The organism is Blautia sp. MSK20_18 (genome assembly GCF_020553125.1).
In the GTDB taxonomy this organism is placed as follows: Bacteria; Bacillota; Clostridia; order Lachnospirales; family Lachnospiraceae; genus Blautia_A; species Blautia_A fusiformis.
Genome location: NZ_JAJCGR010000011.1, coordinates 87192 through 104595 on the forward strand (window position 1 = coordinate 87192; position 17404 = coordinate 104595).

Here is a 17404-nt window from a genome sequence, read left to right on the forward strand (position 1 = left end):
TATGTTGAATGAAGCGGATCTCATAGGACATATAATGAAAAACAGATAAAAACAGAGAGAAAAACGACGAAACAGAAGCATTTGAAGGGACATAAAAATGATAACATTAAAAGACGTTGCAAGGGAAGCAGGTGTATCCATAGCAACCGTTTCCTGCGCACTGAGCGGAAAGAAAGCAGTCCGTCCGGAAACCTATACAAAGATAATGGACGCTGTGGAGAAGCTGAAATATATTCCGAATTATTCTGCCAGAAATCTGAAAAAAAAAGCCAGTAATATGGTAAGCGTGCTGCTTCCGGGAATGAGGAGCCAGTTTTACTCAGGGCTCTTTGACGGAATATCTTCTTATCTTCAGTCCCATGGATATTCCATTAATATTGCGTTTTCCAATGATTCCGCAGATGTTGAATGTACGAAGATCGACGAATTTATTACCCAGAATTCAGCAGGGCTTATTATCGTGACGACACAGCCCGGTAATACAGCTTTTTTTCAGAACCACATTATGGATTATCAGATTCCGGCGGTTTTTGTTGAACGTGAGCCGGATTCGGTGTTCTGTAATTATGTAGGATTTCGTCATTACGATACCTTTTACAGCATAACAAAACAGGTTCTGGAACAGGGATACCGGGATATCAGTATTGTCTGTGGTCCTCTTGAGTTTTCTTCTGAGCGGAATTATGTCCGGGCATGCAGAGATGCCATGGAAACACTGGGAGAAGATTTGGCACCGGAGAAGATATGTGCGACGAATTTTACCAGAGAAGATGCATTCAGCAGTTTTATGAAAATTTTTTCCAGGAAGCCGCCGGAGGTTTTGCTGTCAACAAGTCGTGAGATCACATATGGAATTCAGACTGCCATGGAATACTGCGGATTGCGAACCCCGGAGGATATTGTTCTGATCAGCTGTTCCGAGGAATCCTGGATCAACATCAATCAGAATGATGGTGTGATCAAAATCTCCAGAAACAGTACTGTTCTGGGGGAGCAGGCAGCCAGGATACTTTTGCAGAATATCCATAACCCAAGGCTGTATGAGCAGATTATACAGGAGATTGATTTTTCGGAAAAGGATATCCGGCTTGTGAGTCTGCCGGAAAAAGAAAAGCAGCAGAAACAGAGCTTCCGGATATCCTGCAGAGAGAAAATCCGCTTTCTGTCAGTGGACAATCCGACTATCCAGGCACTGCAGCTGCTTACCGGACATTTTGAAGCGGAAACCGGGATTCAGGTAGAGTTTCATTGTGTACCTCAGAACCAGCTGCTTTCCATGATTTCAGAGTCCTGTGCTACGCTGACGCAGACCTATGACTTTTATACCTATGATGTTCCGTGGCTGGAATATATGGTTCAAAATATGTGTCTTGCAGATATTTCTTCCTTTATTGAAAGTGACAGCTTCAAAAAGGATCAGTTTTTTCAGTCAGGCTTCCGGAACTGCCAGTTGAACGGACGGTATTTCGGAATCCCGGTGAGCGGAGGAACACAGCTTCTTTTCTACAGAAAAGACCTGTTTGAAAACAGGGAGCTTCAGACTGAATACCAGAAAAGGAGTCTGATATCACTTCGGGCACCGAGAACATGGAAGGAATTTAATGATGTGGCTGCCTTTTTTACAAGGAAGGAGAATCCTGCGTCACCTACAGAATACGGAGCTTCTTTTGCGGGAGCGATCGATGAAGAACTGGCACCGGAGATCCTGATCAGGCTCTGGGCCTGCGGCGGAAAGCTGTGGGATAATTATCATAGGCCAACCTTTCATACGAAGGAGAACAGAATGGCTTTTGAGAGTATTCTCCATACGCTGGATTATATACCGGAGAAAGATATGAACAAATCTATCACTCAGACAGTAGATGATTTCTGTACAGGCAGGACAGCTATGCTGATCACATATTCAGAGTTTGCCCATGGAATAAACCAGCGGGTGAAAGAGAATGTATCCGGTCGGATCGCTTCCGGTATGGTTCCGGGAAAAGCACCTGCCAGTGTAGGATGGAATCTGGGACTGAATCCTTTTTCCTCACACAGAGAAGCTGTCTGCCGATTTTTTTCCTGGCTGTGCAACAGTGATACGAATCTGTATCTGACTATACTGAATGGTGCGTCAACAGTTGTGACACCGTACCGCAACAGTGAGCTTCTGAAGCTGTATCCCTGGCTGGTCAGCACTGAGGAGAGCCTTCAGTATGCAAAAAGACGAAACAGTCCGTATCGAAAGAATCGCCTGATTATTCCTGTAGAGCAGATTGAGAAGATCATGTGTCAGGCTCTGCGAAAAATATACCAGGGAGATATCTCTATTGAGGAGGCTCTGAAAGCAGCACAGGAAGAGGCGGATCACCTGTTCAGCATGTATGGATATCCAACGATTCACGAAATATTCAGAAGATGACGAAAAACCACGTTTAATAATTTTTGTAATATGCAATATACACAAGAATAATTGTGGGAAAAGTTGTAACTTTTGTGAAAATATAGTATAATCAACAAAAAAGTGCACGAAAAACAGACAAAAATTATATATAATCACGGGCGATGTACAGATGGGAGGGGAAGAAAATGTATACACTTCTGATTGCTGATGATGAACCTCTTATCCGCAATGGGGTGAAAAAGATCATAGACTGGGAATCTCTGGGATTTTCGGAGATTTTTCTTGCGGAGGATGGACAGGAGGCACTGGATATTATACGGAAAAATCATGTGGATCTTGTGCTGACAGATATTGTGATGCCGTTTATGGATGGTCTGGAGCTGACGGAGATCCTTTCAAGGGAATTTCCGCAGATCCATGTTGTGATCCTCACTGGACATGAGGATTTTCAGTATGCACAGAAATCTGTCGGACTTGGAGTGAAGAACTATATCCTGAAGCCTATCGGTGCCGAAAGCCTTTATAAGGAAATGAAGGAGATCTGCGAGAAGCTTCATATAGAGAACAGCCAGAGACAGTATATCCAGTCAATGAAGAATCAGCTTCGCCAGAGCCTGCCTGTACTTCAGGAACAGACACTGAACAAGATTGTCTGTTCTGCAGACCGTAATCTCAGGCTGTATCTGGAGAGGGCAAAAAGCCTTCAGCTGGATATGAGCCAGGCACCATATGAGATTGGAGTCATGGATCTTGATATGGAAAATATTTCAGGGGCAGATTATGATCTTTATCTTTTTGCATCGCGGAATATTGTGAAAGAATGTCTGGGAAAAGAACATTATGTTTTTGAAGATGGAAAAGACAGAGTGGTAATTTTGTTTCGCTGCGGTACACTTGAAGCAGAATCGCATGATCTTATTTATGATGTCCTCTGTATTATCCAGAAGTCTATCTATAACACGATCCGGCTGAAAACCACCTGTGCACTGGGGACAACGGCAGCCACCCTGGATGAACTGAACCAGGCCTACCGCAATGCAAAGAAAGCACTGGAGTGTAAATATTCACTGGGAAGCAATAATGTTTATGATATTGAAGACCTGAATTATCTGGAGCGTTCCTTCTATTATCCGCAGCAGGAACTTCACCATCTTACTAAGAGTATCATGATCGGCAATACGGAAGAAATCGAACGAGCAGTACGTTCTGTATTTCGTGACAATGGAAAGGACGGTTCCCTTTCCGGAAAAAATGTCAAGGTTATTTATATGGAGGCAATGAATGCGCTTTTGAGAGAACTTGCCGGGCTTAAGGATATCCCGGATGAAATGTGGAACAGAGGATTTGTATTATACCAGAAATTTGAAACATACAGTTCCCTAAGAGAGATGGAGGATGAGCTGATCCGTTTTGCATGCAGTATCCGTGACGAAATGAATTCTACTCAGACAAACAGTGGAATGCAGGTTATTGACAAGGTGAAGGATTATGTAATGAGAAATTATAAAAATCCGGAGATTTCCCTTACATCAGCAGCGGAATTTGCATCTGTCAGCACAGGATATTTAAGCGGACTCTTCAAGAAAGAAGCGGGAACGAATTTTGTAAAATATCTTACAGATGTCCGTATGGAAAAATCCATGCAGCTGCTTCGATCAACAGATATGAAAACCTATGAGATTGCTTATGAAACAGGATTTTCCAATCCTCATTATTTCAGTGTTTCTTTCAAAAAATATACAGGAATGTCTCCTTCCGAGTTCAGGGCAAAGGAGTAAGCCATGAAGAAAAAACAGAAAAGCAGCCTGAAAAACCGGGCCCTGAGTCAGACAGCGGTGCTGATTATTGTTACCATGTGTATTATGGTTACTGTTTTTTATATGGTCTTTCATTCAAGGGCATTTAATGAACGGGGAAAGTACGAAGAAGAAAATCTGGTAAATATGGAAGCCTATCTGAACAGCTATCTGGAGGAAGTGGATTCCATTGCAAAAAATGTAAATTATAATTATTATCTTCAGGATTATCTGGAAACTGTGATCAAAGAAGAAGATGATTATGTGGATAGCGGAATCGGAAAAAATATGCGTTCTTATGAGATGAGCTCCCAGGCATTCAGTGACACCTTACTTTCCAGGGCAGATATTTCCTCCATTATGATTTTTGGAAAGAAAAAAATGCTCCTGAACAGATCTATGTATACCTATCAGAAGGTCGCATTGGATTATTCCAAGCTGGACTGGTATGCGAAGGCAGTGGCAAAGCCACAGGATGCAATTATCACAGGACCTAACAGACATTCATTTTTTGACACAGATGATGAGGTGATCTCACTGAGCAGGGAAGTCCAGAGCTATGAAAACGGAACCTTCCGAGGTGTGATCCTGATCAATCTGAATATGAATAAGATCACGGAGATCTGTAATTCTTTTCAGGAAAAACAGGAGAATTTTATATGTATTATAAATGATAAGGGCGAGCTGGTTTATGAGCAGCAAAATGGAAGAGAACGCTTCGCTTTTGATGAGAAGGAAAACCGTCAGGAGCTGAATACAGCACTTGGGAAAACGAAGGAGAGCTGTTTCAGGCTGAACTACAGAGGAGAGAAATATCTGGTAACCAGAACCGATATGAAAACAACAGGGTGGACTCTGGTAAGTATGGTTCCGTACAAGTCTGTGATGGCAGAAACAATGGCAATCAGTGGGGTAATGATCCTGGCTGTGGCAATTACTCTTATAGTAACCCTGCTTCTGCTTAACCGGATTCTTACAGGAGTAGTAAAGCCTCTGAAAAAACTGGAAAAATATATGGTTCAGGTTAATCCGGATAATATGGATCAGCGTATGGAAATTCTTACAGACGATGAGATCGGACATTTGTCAATGAAATTTAATCAGATGATGGACCGTATCCGGAATCTGAAAGAGCAGGTGATCGAAGAACAGGAAGATAAGCGAAAGTACGAGCTTCAGGCTCTGCAGGCACAGATCAATCCGCATTTTCTGTACAATACGCTGGATTCCATTATATGGATGGCAGAGACAAATGACTCAAATATCGTGGCAATGACAGAAGCACTGGCAAAGCTGTTCCGGATATCCCTGAACAAGGGAAATGAAGAAATCTCTCTGGAAAGGGAGCTGGAGCATGTGAAAAATTATCTGATCATTCAGAGTATGCGTTATGCAGATAAATTTACATATGAAATTTCAGCAGAGCCTGGTGTGGAACGGTGCAGGACGATAAAGCTGATCCTGCAGCCGATAGTGGAAAACTGTATTTATCATGGCATCAAAAAGAAACGAGGAACAGGAAAGATCACTATCCGGGCGTACAGGCGGGAACAGAATCTGATCATAGAAGTCAGCGATGACGGATGCGGAATGCCGGAAGAAATATGCAGGAAAATCCTTTCTGATGAGATCGAATCTGAGAATATCAGCGGTTCCGGAATCGGAGTCAAAAATGTAAATGAACGCATCCAGCTCCGTTTTGGAAAGAAATACGGTCTGAGCTATTCATCAGAAGAAGGCGTTGGAACGACAGTGACTTATGTTCTTCCATATAATGAGGGAGGCAGTATATGAATAAGAAGCATATGAAAAAAAGGCTCCTGATTTTTGCGGCGGCAATTTTGATGATAATAACGACAGTAACTGTTCATTATAAAACAGAAGTCAGATCTGAGGCAGCCGGTATAAAAACGCAGCAGGAAACAAAGAAAAAAATAATCGGTGCCACCCTTGCATCCAGTCAGGCCAGTTATCAGTATGCTATTGGAAATCTTCTTGTTGCAGAAGCAGAGAAAGATCCGGATTATAAGTTGGAAATCCAGTATGCAGAATGGAATGTAAAAAACCAGGAAGAGCAGATGAGGGATTTTATCCGGAGAAAGGTTGATGCCATCATTTTTTGTCCGGTTAATGCGAAATCCTATCTGAATGTACTTCGCGAGGCAAAGAACGCCGGAATCCCTGTGATCAATCTGAATATGAAGGTGGATACTGTATCTGCGGAATATATTACAACTTATGTAGGGGCAAGTATGTCGGAAGAGGCTGATCTGGCAGGTCAGCTGGTGGTGGAATGTCTTAATGGAAAAAAAGGAAAAGTGGGAATCATAGAAGGTTCTCAGGGAACAGATCCCCAGATTTACAGAACACAGACATTTCTGGAATATCTGTCCAGTTATCCGGACGTTGAAGTTGTGGGGATTGAAGAAGCCAACTGGTCCCGGGCAAAAGCAGGTCTGGCAGCATCCAGACTTCTTTCCCAGAATCCGGATATCAATGTATTTTACTGCCATGACAGCAATATGGCACTGGGAGTTTATGATATGCTGAAGGCAAGAGGAATACAGGACAAGATCCAGGTAATAGGAATTGGAAATGAAACAGAGCATATGGAAGCGGTAAAGAGTGGAAAGCTTTATGGTATTGTAACCCAGCCGCCGGAATATGAAGCGGAATATGCATGGAGCTGTGCAAAAAGAGCTGCTTCGGGAGAAATCCTGAGACTGTGGTATAAGAACCTGGTGGTAAGCCTTACAAAAGATAATATAGACACTTATTTCAGACCGTCACTGGATTAAAAAAAGGACTGTCACTGATGTGAAAAATAAGACTAAACCGATGAAAAAATTGAATTTCAATTTTCATCGGTTTTTCTTATTATACTAATAAATACTTCGTAATGATCGGATTTGTTACTCAGAAAGATGAACTGACATTGGCGGAGGTGTCATTCATGGGAAAGGAGATAAATATGAGCAGTGGAGTAAACAGCACGGGACAGACATATGCTCTGGATATGCAGAAGGTTTCAAAACGTTTTCCAGGTACACTGGCTGTTGATAAGGTAGATTTCCGTGTGAAAAAAGGTGAAGTGCATGCTCTGATGGGAGAGAATGGTGCGGGAAAATCAACTCTGATGAAAATGCTGAACGGTTTGTTTAATGACTATACAGGAGATATCTACATTAACGGAGAGAAGAAACTTCTCCATTCCCCGACAATGGCCAAGGAAGCAGGAATCGGAATGGTATATCAGGAACTTTCTCTTGCAAGAAGAATTTCCATTTATGAGAATCTTCTGGTGGGAAGACTTCCGAAGAAAGGTATTTTTGTAGATAAGAAGAAAGCAATTGAGGAGTCAAAGAAACTTCTTGCAAGAGTGGGACTGGATTATATTGATCCGACTATGGATGTTTCTGAAATCAGCCAGTGCGAAGCACAGCTTGTCGAGATTGCGAAAACTCTTGGCTTTAATCCATCCATTATTGTTATGGATGAGCCCACATCCGCTCTTTCCAGCGACGAGGTTGAACGCCTTTACAAGATCATCCGTCAGCTGAAGGCAGAGGGGCTTGCAGTGGTTTATATTTCCCATCACCTGGCAGAGATCTTTGAGATCGCAGACAATGTTACAGTTATGCGAGATGGTAAGCTGGTAGGCTCCTGTGCAGTAGCTGATACGAATCCGGACAAGCTGGTTGAGATGATGGTAGGAACTCCTGTAAAGAATTTCTATGAGAACCATAAATCCATGGTACAGGATGAAGTTGTACTGAAGGTTGAAGATTATACACACTGGGGATTTTTCCATCATGTAAACTTCGAGCTTCATAAGGGTGAAGTACTTGCTATCTGCGGACTGGCCGGGGCAGGAAGAACAGAGATCGCAAGAGCACTGATCGGTGTGGATAAGGCCGATGGTGGAAAAGTCTATATACATGGAAAAGAGACGCATTTCAGGAACTTCGGAGAAGCTATCGCCGGAGGACTTGGATATCTGACAGAGGATCGAAAAGTCGTAGGTCTGGCACTGAACCAGACAGTTGGTGATAATGTGACCTCCTGTATTATTGATCGGAATTCCAACGGTATTTTCTACAATCAGAAGAAACTGAACGGACTGATTGATGAGAAGATCAATGAGATGAGCGTTTATCCGGCAGACAGAGACCGTCTGGTAAACAGCTTCTCCGGTGGAAACCAACAGAAGGTGCTGATGGCCAAATGGCTGGCAGCAGGTGTTGATATCCTGATCCTGGATGAACCTACACGAGGTGTTGATGTTAATGCCAAGCAGGTTATCCATAATGTAGTTAAGGATTATGTATCAAAAGGCAATTCCGTAATTCTTCTTTCTTCTGACCTTCCGGAAGTTGTGGGACTTGCAGACAGAGCAGTGATCTTACGTGAAGGACATACGATCGGAATGATCCGGAAAAAAGATATGACGGAAAATTCAATACTGATTGCAGCTAATGGGGAGGGAGAGTTCGTATCATGTCAGAAGTAAATAAAAATGGAAATACTGCCGCTCCAAAGGTAGATACAAGAAAAACAGAGATCAACAAAGCCAGCCTGATCTTTAATCAGCTTGGCATCTGGATCATTGTTGCAGGACTTATCATTCTGGGAATGATCATTTCGAAAGGACAGTTCTTCGGAAAAAGTAATATCCAGTCTATTCTGGAAGCAGTAGCCCTGACCGGTATGGTCTGTGCAGGACTGTTCTACGTTACATATTCAGGAAACATGACAGATATGTCTGTGCCGATCACAATGGCATTCGGCGGAGTTATGGCAGTACAGTGCATTAACTTCGGTTTTGTGGGATCTATTATTGCAGGACTTCTTGCAGGTGCCCTGATCGGTCTGATCAACGGTTTCATGATCGGTAAGATGAGAGCCAACGCCATCATCTGGACACTGGCGGTAAATCTTTTGATATCCGGTGTCATACGAGTAGTATGGCAGGGAAAAATGCTCTACGCAGAGGATATCGCGAAAGAGAGCATGCAGTCATCTGCTGAAAAGTTTTACGCGATTTCCAGAACCTATATCGGTGGAGCAATCTCCCTGATGGCAATCGTTATGCTGGTTATGTTTGTGATCTCATGGGTGATTCACACAAAAACAGCATTCGGACAGAAACTGAAGATCATCGGTACCAATTATGAAGTAGCGAAATTTTCAGGAATCAACTGTACAAAACAGATCATTATCGCATATGTGATCAATGGTCTCTGCAGCGCAACAGCTGGTATCTTTTATGCAGCTCTCAGAAAATGTGCTTCCTACGAAAACGGAACCGCTTATGATTTTGATGCTCTGACTGCGATCCTTCTGGGTGGCGTTTCCCTGAACGGTGGAAAAGGAAGTATTGTTGGAACCTTCGGTGGTGTTCTTGCTTATGGTATCCTCAACAATATTCTTTCCTGGATCGGTCTTGGGACATACACCAAGTATCTTGTCCAGGGTATCGTATTCCTGTTCATCGTATGGTTAAACACACATTCAAACAGAAAGTTGGGTAAAGCATGATGGAGAAGAAATTTAAGCTGAATGCAGCAATGATCAACAAAAACCGCGCATTTTTATTACTTGCGATCGTACTTTTCTGTGGACTGTTTGTGGACAATTTCTATACAGCCTACAATATCCGGGCAGTAACAGGTAACGGAAGTCTTGTTATCTGGCTGGGACTTGGATTTACTATCGTCCTCATTGCAGGGCATATGGATATGACAGTTATGTACATGTCAACCTTTGCAGCACTTCTTACACTTGGGCTTCACAGCAACCAGAAGCTTCCGTGGGCAATCTGCATTCTCATCGGTGCTCTGATGGGTGTTGTAAACGGCCTGATCATGGGACTGCTTGTTACAAAGCTGAAGATCCACGCATTTATCGCAAGTATCGGTATGCAGCTGGTTCTCAAGGGAATCATGTATGTGTACTGTAACGGAAGTGAGCTGAGTATCGGAAGAGATTATGATCTGAATGAGAAGCTGAATAATCAGCTGCTTCCATTTCTTCCATTCTCAACGTACTTTATTATCACAACACTTTTTGTAATCCTGGTAATTGTAATTCTTCGTTACACAAGACTTGGAAGAAATATCCATATGGTAGGTGGCAATGCAGAGACAGCATGGCTTGCAGGTATCCACAGTGACCGTGTTGTAATAGCAGCATTTATCATTTCCGGACTTGCAGCAGGACTTGGCGGAGCATTGAACGGAATCTATTCCGGCGCGGCGAATGTAACCATGGGTGAAAAAGGAATCTCACCTTTCTATATGGCATTTACAGCAACTGTTATCGGTGGAACAGATATCTACGGCGGCAAAGGAAGCGTAGGCTGGACCTACATTTCTCTTCTGATGATCGCGTTCCTGAAATCTCTCTGTAAATCCACAGAGCTTCAGGTACTGGTTATCGGTGCAGCACTTGTGCTTTGCCTGATCTATGAGACAGTTGCAAAATACAATAAAGATAAGATCCTTGGACGTCGTCCGAATCTTCATCTGGAACATCTCAAAGAGATGAAAGGTGCAAAATAAGTAATGAAAAATAATAGGGGAAATTAAAAGCGGAGGGAGCTTTTAATAAAATAAAAACTATATAAGGTATAGGAGGAAGAAAACATGATGAAAAAGAGACTGGCGGTTCTGTTATGTGGTGCTATGTTGTTAGGTACGGGGTCTGTAGCATTTGCAGAGGAGAACACAGACGCCCAGGCAACTGAGGCAGAGGCAAGTGATGAGAGTGCAGAAGAGGAAGCAGTAGAAGTTCCGGACGCTGCAAAAGATTCTTACGACAAACTGCAGGAAGCAGAAAAAACATTAAAAACAACAGATGACCATCTCATGATGGAAGCACCGCTTAGCTTCGATGTTCCGGAAGTAGACGGAGATGCTGCATATTGTGAAGACAATTACGAAGAGACAGATGCCAATCACTGGCATTACAAAGAGTATCTTGACTGGGACGAGGCAAATGATGCAAAATTCCCGGAGTCACCGGCAGATGGACAGGAAGGCAAAAAAGTTATCCTGATCGTTCATGGTGCACATGCCTGGACAACATGCTACACAGAGGCTTTCCAGAAAGCATGTGATGCAGTCGGAATGGAAGTAACTGTTTATGATCCAAACTGGGATCAGGGAAATCAGGACAGCTACATTGACCAGGCGATCAACGAGCATCCGGATGCAATCGCATTGATTCCGCTTTCCGCTGACCATGCAACACAGCAGTTCAAGAAGATCACAGACGCTGGAATCCCGGCATTCTGTGTAAATACAACACCAGAAGCAGAAGCTATGAACTACATCATTTCCTACACTGGCCCGAATGACTGGTACCAGATGAGAACACTTGCCGATATGCTTGGCGAGAAGATGGAAGGCAAAGGAGGAGTTGCTTACATTACACATAACGTAGGTGGATCTCCTTACTATGCACGCTGCTATGGACCTATGACAGAGCTTGCTGAGAAATATCCGGATATCGAGACACTTGATATCCAGTCTCCTGGATTTGAGGCTTCCAAGGTTAAACAGGTCGTATCCGACTGGATCACAAAATATGGCGATAAATTAAATGCTATCGTTCTTGCAGATGACTCTGACCAGGCTATCGGTGCAGCTGAGGCTTGCGAGGCAGCAGGACGTGACGATATCGTAATCGTTGCAGCTGGTATCTCCAAACAGGGTCTTGATCTTGTAAAAGACGGAAAACTTTATGGTATGTCCTATCAGACCTGCCAGGGTGATGCTGGTCTTGCAGTTCGTACAATCTCCGAGTGGTTCTGTGGCATTGATGTAAACCGTGTAAACTATCTGAGAACAGACGTTGTTACTTCTGAGAACACAGCAGACTTTGAGCCGTGCCAGTGGTAATAAAAAAGAATAAACATGTCTGCTGATGCGGATGTCTGGATGCCGTCTCCTTTGAGGGAGGCGGCATTTTCAAACTGTGGATTGTGAAGAGCTTATGCAGCAGTGGCTTGTGTGGGCATGAATAATGGAGGTAATGGAATGAAAGCAGAAGAAGTTAGGATCTCCGAATGGGAAGGATATCAGAGAAAGGATTTTAAACTGGATGGCCATGAGTGTATCCTGGTCATGCCGAAAGAAGTGCATCCGGGAAAACCATGGGTATGGCGCGCAGAGTTTTTCGGAGCTTTTGATTATGCAGACAGAGCACTTCTTGAAAAAGGCTGGCATATTGCATATATGATGATCAGCGACATGTACGGATGCCCGGAATCCATAAGCCTTATGGAAATGTTTTATCAGTATATCACAGAGGAAGAAGGCCTTAATAAAAAAGCAGATCTTTTCGGCTTCAGCCGAGGCGGTCTTTATTCTGTCAATTATACGGTGAAAAATCCTGAAACGATCTCCACGCTGTATCTGGATGCGCCGGTTATGAATGTGACGAGCTGGCCGGGAGGATATGGAGCAAGTGAGCGTTATTCGAAAGAATGGGAAGAGTGTAAGGCAGTTTATCATCTCACAGATGAGAATGCTCTGGAGTTTAGGGGGAATCCTCTGGACAAAATGCCTCAGCTTCTTAAAGCGGGGATCAGGATCATGCTGGTAGCGGGTGCGGTTGACAGTGTTGTGCCTTATCAGGAAAACGGTGCCAATCTGGTCAGATATTATGAGGAAAACGGCGGCCAGATCAAAGTGATCGTAAAACCGGACTGTGACCATCATCCGCACAGTCTGGAAGATCCTGCACCGATCGTAGAGTATATTGCAGATAATTTCGAGAGAAACTGAGAAGAGATATACTTAAAAACAAGTATGCCTACCAGAAACTAATCATAAACAGCCAGAAATTAAGAATTGTACACATTGGCTGACCGGGGTACAATATAGGCAATTCAAAAAACAATTAAACGAAATGCAAAGGCGCATTTGTTGTAGAAATACAGCGAATGCGCCTGTTTTTTTACCAGAATGAACGCAGGATGCAGAGGCAGATCGCGGGATGATTTTCAGAAAGAGAGGGAATGTATTATGGCAAAGAGCGAACAGGTAATCAAAGATCTTGATAGAGTGATCGGACTGATCAACACAGATATGAAAGATATTCCGGCAGAGGAGAAAAAACAGATGGTGGCAGATACCATCGATCATTTTGACAACTATGTAAGCCCGGGCTGGCTGAAATACCGTAAATCTGTTTCTTCTGACTCTGAGCAGGGTGCAGTTCTTGAGTGGCAGGATGAAGGAGCTTATTGCTATGGACTGAACGGAGAAAAATTTATCGACTGTCTTGGCGGCTTCGGTATTTACACCTGTGGTCACAGAAATCCGGAGATTCTGAAAACCGTAAAAGCGCAGCTTGATCATCAGGCACTTCATTCTCAGGAACTTCTTGATCCGCTTCGTGGATATCTTGCAAAAGCACTTGCAGATATCACACCTGGCGACCTGCAGTACTGCTTCTTCACAAACGGCGGTGCAGAGGCCGTTGAGATGGCTCTGAAGCTTGCACGTATCGCAACCGGCGGAAGATGGTTCATTTCCACAGTAGGTGCTTTCCATGGCAAGAGCATGGGTGCAATCTCCATGGGTGGTAAAAGTACATACCGTACTCCTTATATTCCGATGGTACAGCAGGTACAGCATGTGCAGTATGGTATTGCAGATGATGTAAGAAAAGCGATCAAGAACCTTCAGGCAGTTGGAGAGAAGGTTGCCGGTGTGATCCTTGAGCCGATCCAGGGCGAGGCTGGCGTTATCGTTCCTCCGGCAGGATACCTTCAGGAGGTTCGTGAGATCTGTGATGAGACAGGTGTGGCGCTGATCTTTGATGAAATCCAGACAGGTATGGGACGTACCGGTACAATGTGGAGATGTGAGGCAGAGGGTGTTACACCGGATATCATGACATATGGTAAAGCTTTCGGCGGCGGTATCATGCCGATCACAGGTATCATCTGTAAACCGAAGATGTGGGTTCAGGATCTGATCGACAACCCATGGCTTCTTGGCTCTCCTACATTTGGCGGAAACCCGGTATGCTGTGCAGCAGCTATCGCAACTATCAAATATATGCTTGAAAATGATATCCCGGGTGTCTGCAAAAGTAAAGGTGAGATCCTGAAAGCAGGACTTCAGAGCCTTGCGGAAAAATATCCTGAGATCATCCAGGAGGTTCGTGGTACAGGTCTTATGCTTGCAGTTGAGTTCCATACATGTGAGCTTGGCTATGAGACTGCAAAGGGTCTGTTTGCAAGACGTGTCATGACAGCAGGAACACTTGTTAATGCGAAAACCATCCGTTTCGAGCCTACAGCTGTTATCTCCGAACAGGATATCAAGGATGTTATCTCCAGAATGGACGAGGCTCTTGCTGATACAAAGAAAGAACTTAATGTATAAGATAAGACAGAATTTTACAGAGAGTATTTTTTATGCGGAAAGGCATCGGCTTAGCTGGGCTGATGTCTTTTCTGAATGAATTACAAAGCATTTATATTGATGGATATGCTGCAGAGATAGACGTGAATATCTGAGTTAATGATCAATGTATTTTTTCAGAAAGGGATGATATTATAAGATGAGCTTATGCAGAATAGAAGTCATCACAAGCCTTGCAAAATTTTCCAGCCTGAAATCTGCACTTAGTAAAGCCGGTGTCAGAGGTATGACTGTTATGCAGGTGCTTGGATGTGGCGTTGAAAAAGGTACCCGTGAGTACGAGGTGGATGAAAATTACGAGATGGAGCTCCTTCCGAAGCAGCAGATCAGTGTTGTGGTAAAAAAGGAGCAGGTGGATAAGATTGTGGAAGTGATCAAGCATGAGCTTTATACTGGGCATATTGGCGATGGCAAAATTTTTATCTACGATATTGATAATGTGATCCGTGTAAGAACGGGTGATGAAGGTGTAGATGCTCTGTAAAGGGTAAGCAGAGAATCGTGATGGCAGGCGAGGGTGTCCGCAGATAAAGCGGAACTTCGCCTGTTTCTATGTTGTCTGTTTTGGGCTGCTAAACGAATGCGGATCGCGAATATCCGTCTGACTTATTGGGAGGTGACTGGGATTATGAGTGAAGATAAGAAATTAGGGCTGGGAAGTGTTGTATCTATATCAGTAGGGTTGGTCATTGCCACCAGCTGTCTGGTCTCACTGGGGCAGGGTGCAGGTACGGTTGGTGTTGTGTTTATTTTTTCCATGATTATTGCGTGTCTTTTGAATATGACTACGGTGGCTTCGCTTTCGGAGTTGAATGCCATTATGCCGAATACGACGGGTGGCCTGGCGCAGTATACGCTGGCATGTCTGGGGCCTTTTCCCACGCTGATCTCCATGGTGGGCGGTTATCTGCTCTGTAATATTTTGTCCTCTGGTGTGGAGGCTTCGATTTTTTCCTATGCGATGGCGCAGACGATCAAGCTGCCGGTTCCCAGTATTGCGTATACGCTGATCATGACCATTGTGATCATGATCGCAAATCTTCGTGGTGTGGATATGTTTGCAAAGATCCAGGATCTGGTCGCGTTTCTTCTGGTTGGTTCCATGATCATCATGGGACTGATCGGTATGCTTAAGCTGGGGACAGGGCAGGTGGTTTCGCAGCCGTATACAATGGCCACGAAGCCTTCGGAGCTGTTTTCTGCTACAGCTACGGCGTTCTGGCTATTTATCGGGGCGGAGTATGTGATCCCGGTTTCCAAGAGTGTTAAGAATGCGAAGAGGAATGTTCCTCTTGGTATGATCATAGGTCTTGCTCTGATCTGTGGTGTGCAGTCGATCATGGTGTTTGGTTTTCATAATTATACGCCATGGCAGGAGCTTATGGATTCCCCGGCTCCGCATCTGCTTTACGGAGAAAATCTTCTTGGCAGTGCAGGTAAGATCTGGATGACTTTGGTGGCTGCGCTTGCAGTTGTGAGTACGCAGAATTCTACGGTGAATGGTCTGGCGAGTATCTGCCAGGGGATGGCGAAGATGAATATGATGCCGAGGATTTTTGCGAAGACGAATAAGCACGGGGTTCCCTGGTGTGGCGTTGTATTTGTCAGTGTGACGATTTTTATTTTTGCACTGATCAGTAATGATTCTTCTTCTATTATTTCGTTCCTGATCCTGGTGGGTTCGGTGTTCTGGATGATTTCTTATGTGCTGGCGCATGTGGATGTGCTGATTCTGAGAAAGCGGATGCCGAAGGTGCCGAGGAGCTTCAGGGTTCCTGGTGGGCCGGTGTTTCCGCTTGTTGGTATTGCGGGGACGTGTTATATGATCCTGAATATTTCTTCTGATCCGGTGGAGCGGAATATGATCTGGCTGGTTGTGGTGATCACTTTTGTGGTTCTGGCGGTTTATTCTTTCTGGTGGATCAGGACTAGGATGAAGATGCCGGTGTTTAAGAGTGTGCCGATCCAGAAGGTTATGGCGATGGAGAATGAGTTGTTTTATACGATCCGGAAGAGAAAGGGGATTTGGAGATAGTGTGGTGGAAGGACGCTGCTTTTATTGGCAGCGTCTTTCTTAATAAACGGGATAAACGAAATATTTTAAAAAAATTGAATTTTATGGTTGACAAGCATAACTCCCAGTGGTATTATAACTGAGCTGTCGCAAATAATTGTTTTTGAAAAACAAACAATTAAAAAGAATTTCAGAAAAATGAAATTCATAGTTGACAAAAGACAGAAGATATGATAAAGTATCCGAGTCGCCAACAAAGCGGCAACAAAATCTTAACTCAAAAATGTTTGAAAAAACTTAAAAAAGTGCTTGACAAACAAAAAGAGATGAGATAAAATAAACGAGCTGTCTGAGAGACAGACACAACAAACCTTGATAACTAAACAGTGAAACACATACGATTCTCGAAAATTTCTTTACATTTAAAGAACGGTTTAAACAAACCAAAAGCAGTAAAAACGAGAGATAGCCAAACGGTTGTCTTGAGTAAACGAATCAAACATTTTATCAGAGAGTTTGATCCTGGCTCAGGATGAACGCTGGCGGCGTGCTTAACACATGCAAGTCGAACGGGAAACCTTTTATTGAAGCTTCGGCAGATTTAGATTGTTTCTAGTGGCGGACGGGTGAGTAACGCGTGGGTAACCTGCCTTATACAGGGGGATAACAGTCAGAAATGACTGCTAATACCGCATAAGCGCACAGGACCGCATGGTCCGGTGTGAAAAACTCCGGTGGTATAAGATGGACCCGCGTTGGATTAGCTAGTTGG

General features: G+C 43.8%; 12 protein-coding genes and 1 rRNA gene. All 13 read left to right on the top strand.

What is annotated here, in order from left to right:
- Positions 1–97 precede the first annotated feature (97 nt).
- Entirely contained in the window at positions 98–2401 is a 2304-nt protein-coding gene (locus LI091_RS08435; protein ID WP_059086400.1) for an extracellular solute-binding protein, read from the top strand.
- Between the two features lie 167 nt (positions 2402–2568).
- Positions 2569–4161, top strand: coding sequence for a response regulator (locus LI091_RS08440; RefSeq protein ID WP_265191044.1), 1593 nt, complete (start codon positions 2569–2571; stop codon positions 4159–4161).
- 3 nt (positions 4162–4164) lie between these two features.
- Positions 4165–5973, top strand: coding sequence for a cache domain-containing sensor histidine kinase (locus LI091_RS08445; protein ID WP_015526628.1), 1809 nt, complete (start codon positions 4165–4167; stop codon positions 5971–5973).
- Positions 5970–6977, top strand: coding sequence for a sugar ABC transporter substrate-binding protein (locus LI091_RS08450; protein ID WP_059086398.1), 1008 nt, complete (start codon positions 5970–5972; stop codon positions 6975–6977). The genes LI091_RS08445 and LI091_RS08450 overlap by 4 nt, the downstream gene beginning before the upstream one ends.
- 155 nt (positions 6978–7132) lie before the next feature.
- Positions 7133–8689 carry a sugar ABC transporter ATP-binding protein gene (locus LI091_RS08455; protein WP_015526626.1) on the top strand — a complete coding sequence of 519 codons (1557 nt, stop codon included), beginning with the start codon at positions 7133–7135 and terminating at the stop codon, positions 8687–8689.
- Positions 8677–9717 carry an ABC transporter permease gene (locus LI091_RS08460; RefSeq protein WP_265191045.1) on the top strand — a complete coding sequence of 347 codons (1041 nt, stop codon included), beginning with the start codon at positions 8677–8679 and terminating at the stop codon, positions 9715–9717. Before LI091_RS08455 ends, LI091_RS08460 begins: the two co-directional genes overlap by 13 nt.
- Positions 9714–10739 (top strand): ABC transporter permease, encoded by a 1026-nt coding sequence (locus LI091_RS08465; RefSeq protein ID WP_059086396.1) that lies wholly within the window; start codon positions 9714–9716, stop codon positions 10737–10739. Before LI091_RS08460 ends, LI091_RS08465 begins: the two co-directional genes overlap by 4 nt.
- A gap of 84 nt (positions 10740–10823) precedes the next feature.
- Positions 10824–12080, top strand: a complete 1257-nt coding sequence (locus LI091_RS08470) for a sugar ABC transporter substrate-binding protein (RefSeq protein WP_015526623.1) — start codon at positions 10824–10826, stop codon at positions 12078–12080.
- A gap of 138 nt (positions 12081–12218) precedes the next feature.
- On the top strand, positions 12219–12968 hold the full coding sequence (locus tag LI091_RS08475; RefSeq protein WP_059086395.1) for an alpha/beta hydrolase family protein: 750 nt from the start codon (positions 12219–12221) through the stop codon (positions 12966–12968).
- 240 nt (positions 12969–13208) lie between these two features.
- Positions 13209–14579: a putrescine aminotransferase gene (locus LI091_RS08480; protein ID WP_015526621.1), complete on the top strand. Its 1371-nt coding sequence runs from the start codon at positions 13209–13211 to the stop codon at positions 14577–14579.
- Between the two features lie 178 nt (positions 14580–14757).
- Positions 14758–15102, top strand: a complete 345-nt coding sequence (locus LI091_RS08485; RefSeq protein ID WP_059086394.1) for a P-II family nitrogen regulator — start codon at positions 14758–14760, stop codon at positions 15100–15102.
- Between the two features lie 144 nt (positions 15103–15246).
- A complete protein-coding gene (locus LI091_RS08490) occupies positions 15247–16653 on the top strand; it encodes an APC family permease (RefSeq protein ID WP_059086393.1) in 1407 nt (468 codons plus the stop codon).
- 483 nt (positions 16654–17136) lie between these two features.
- Positions 17137–17404, top strand: a 16S ribosomal RNA gene (locus LI091_RS08495); the annotation flags it as partial.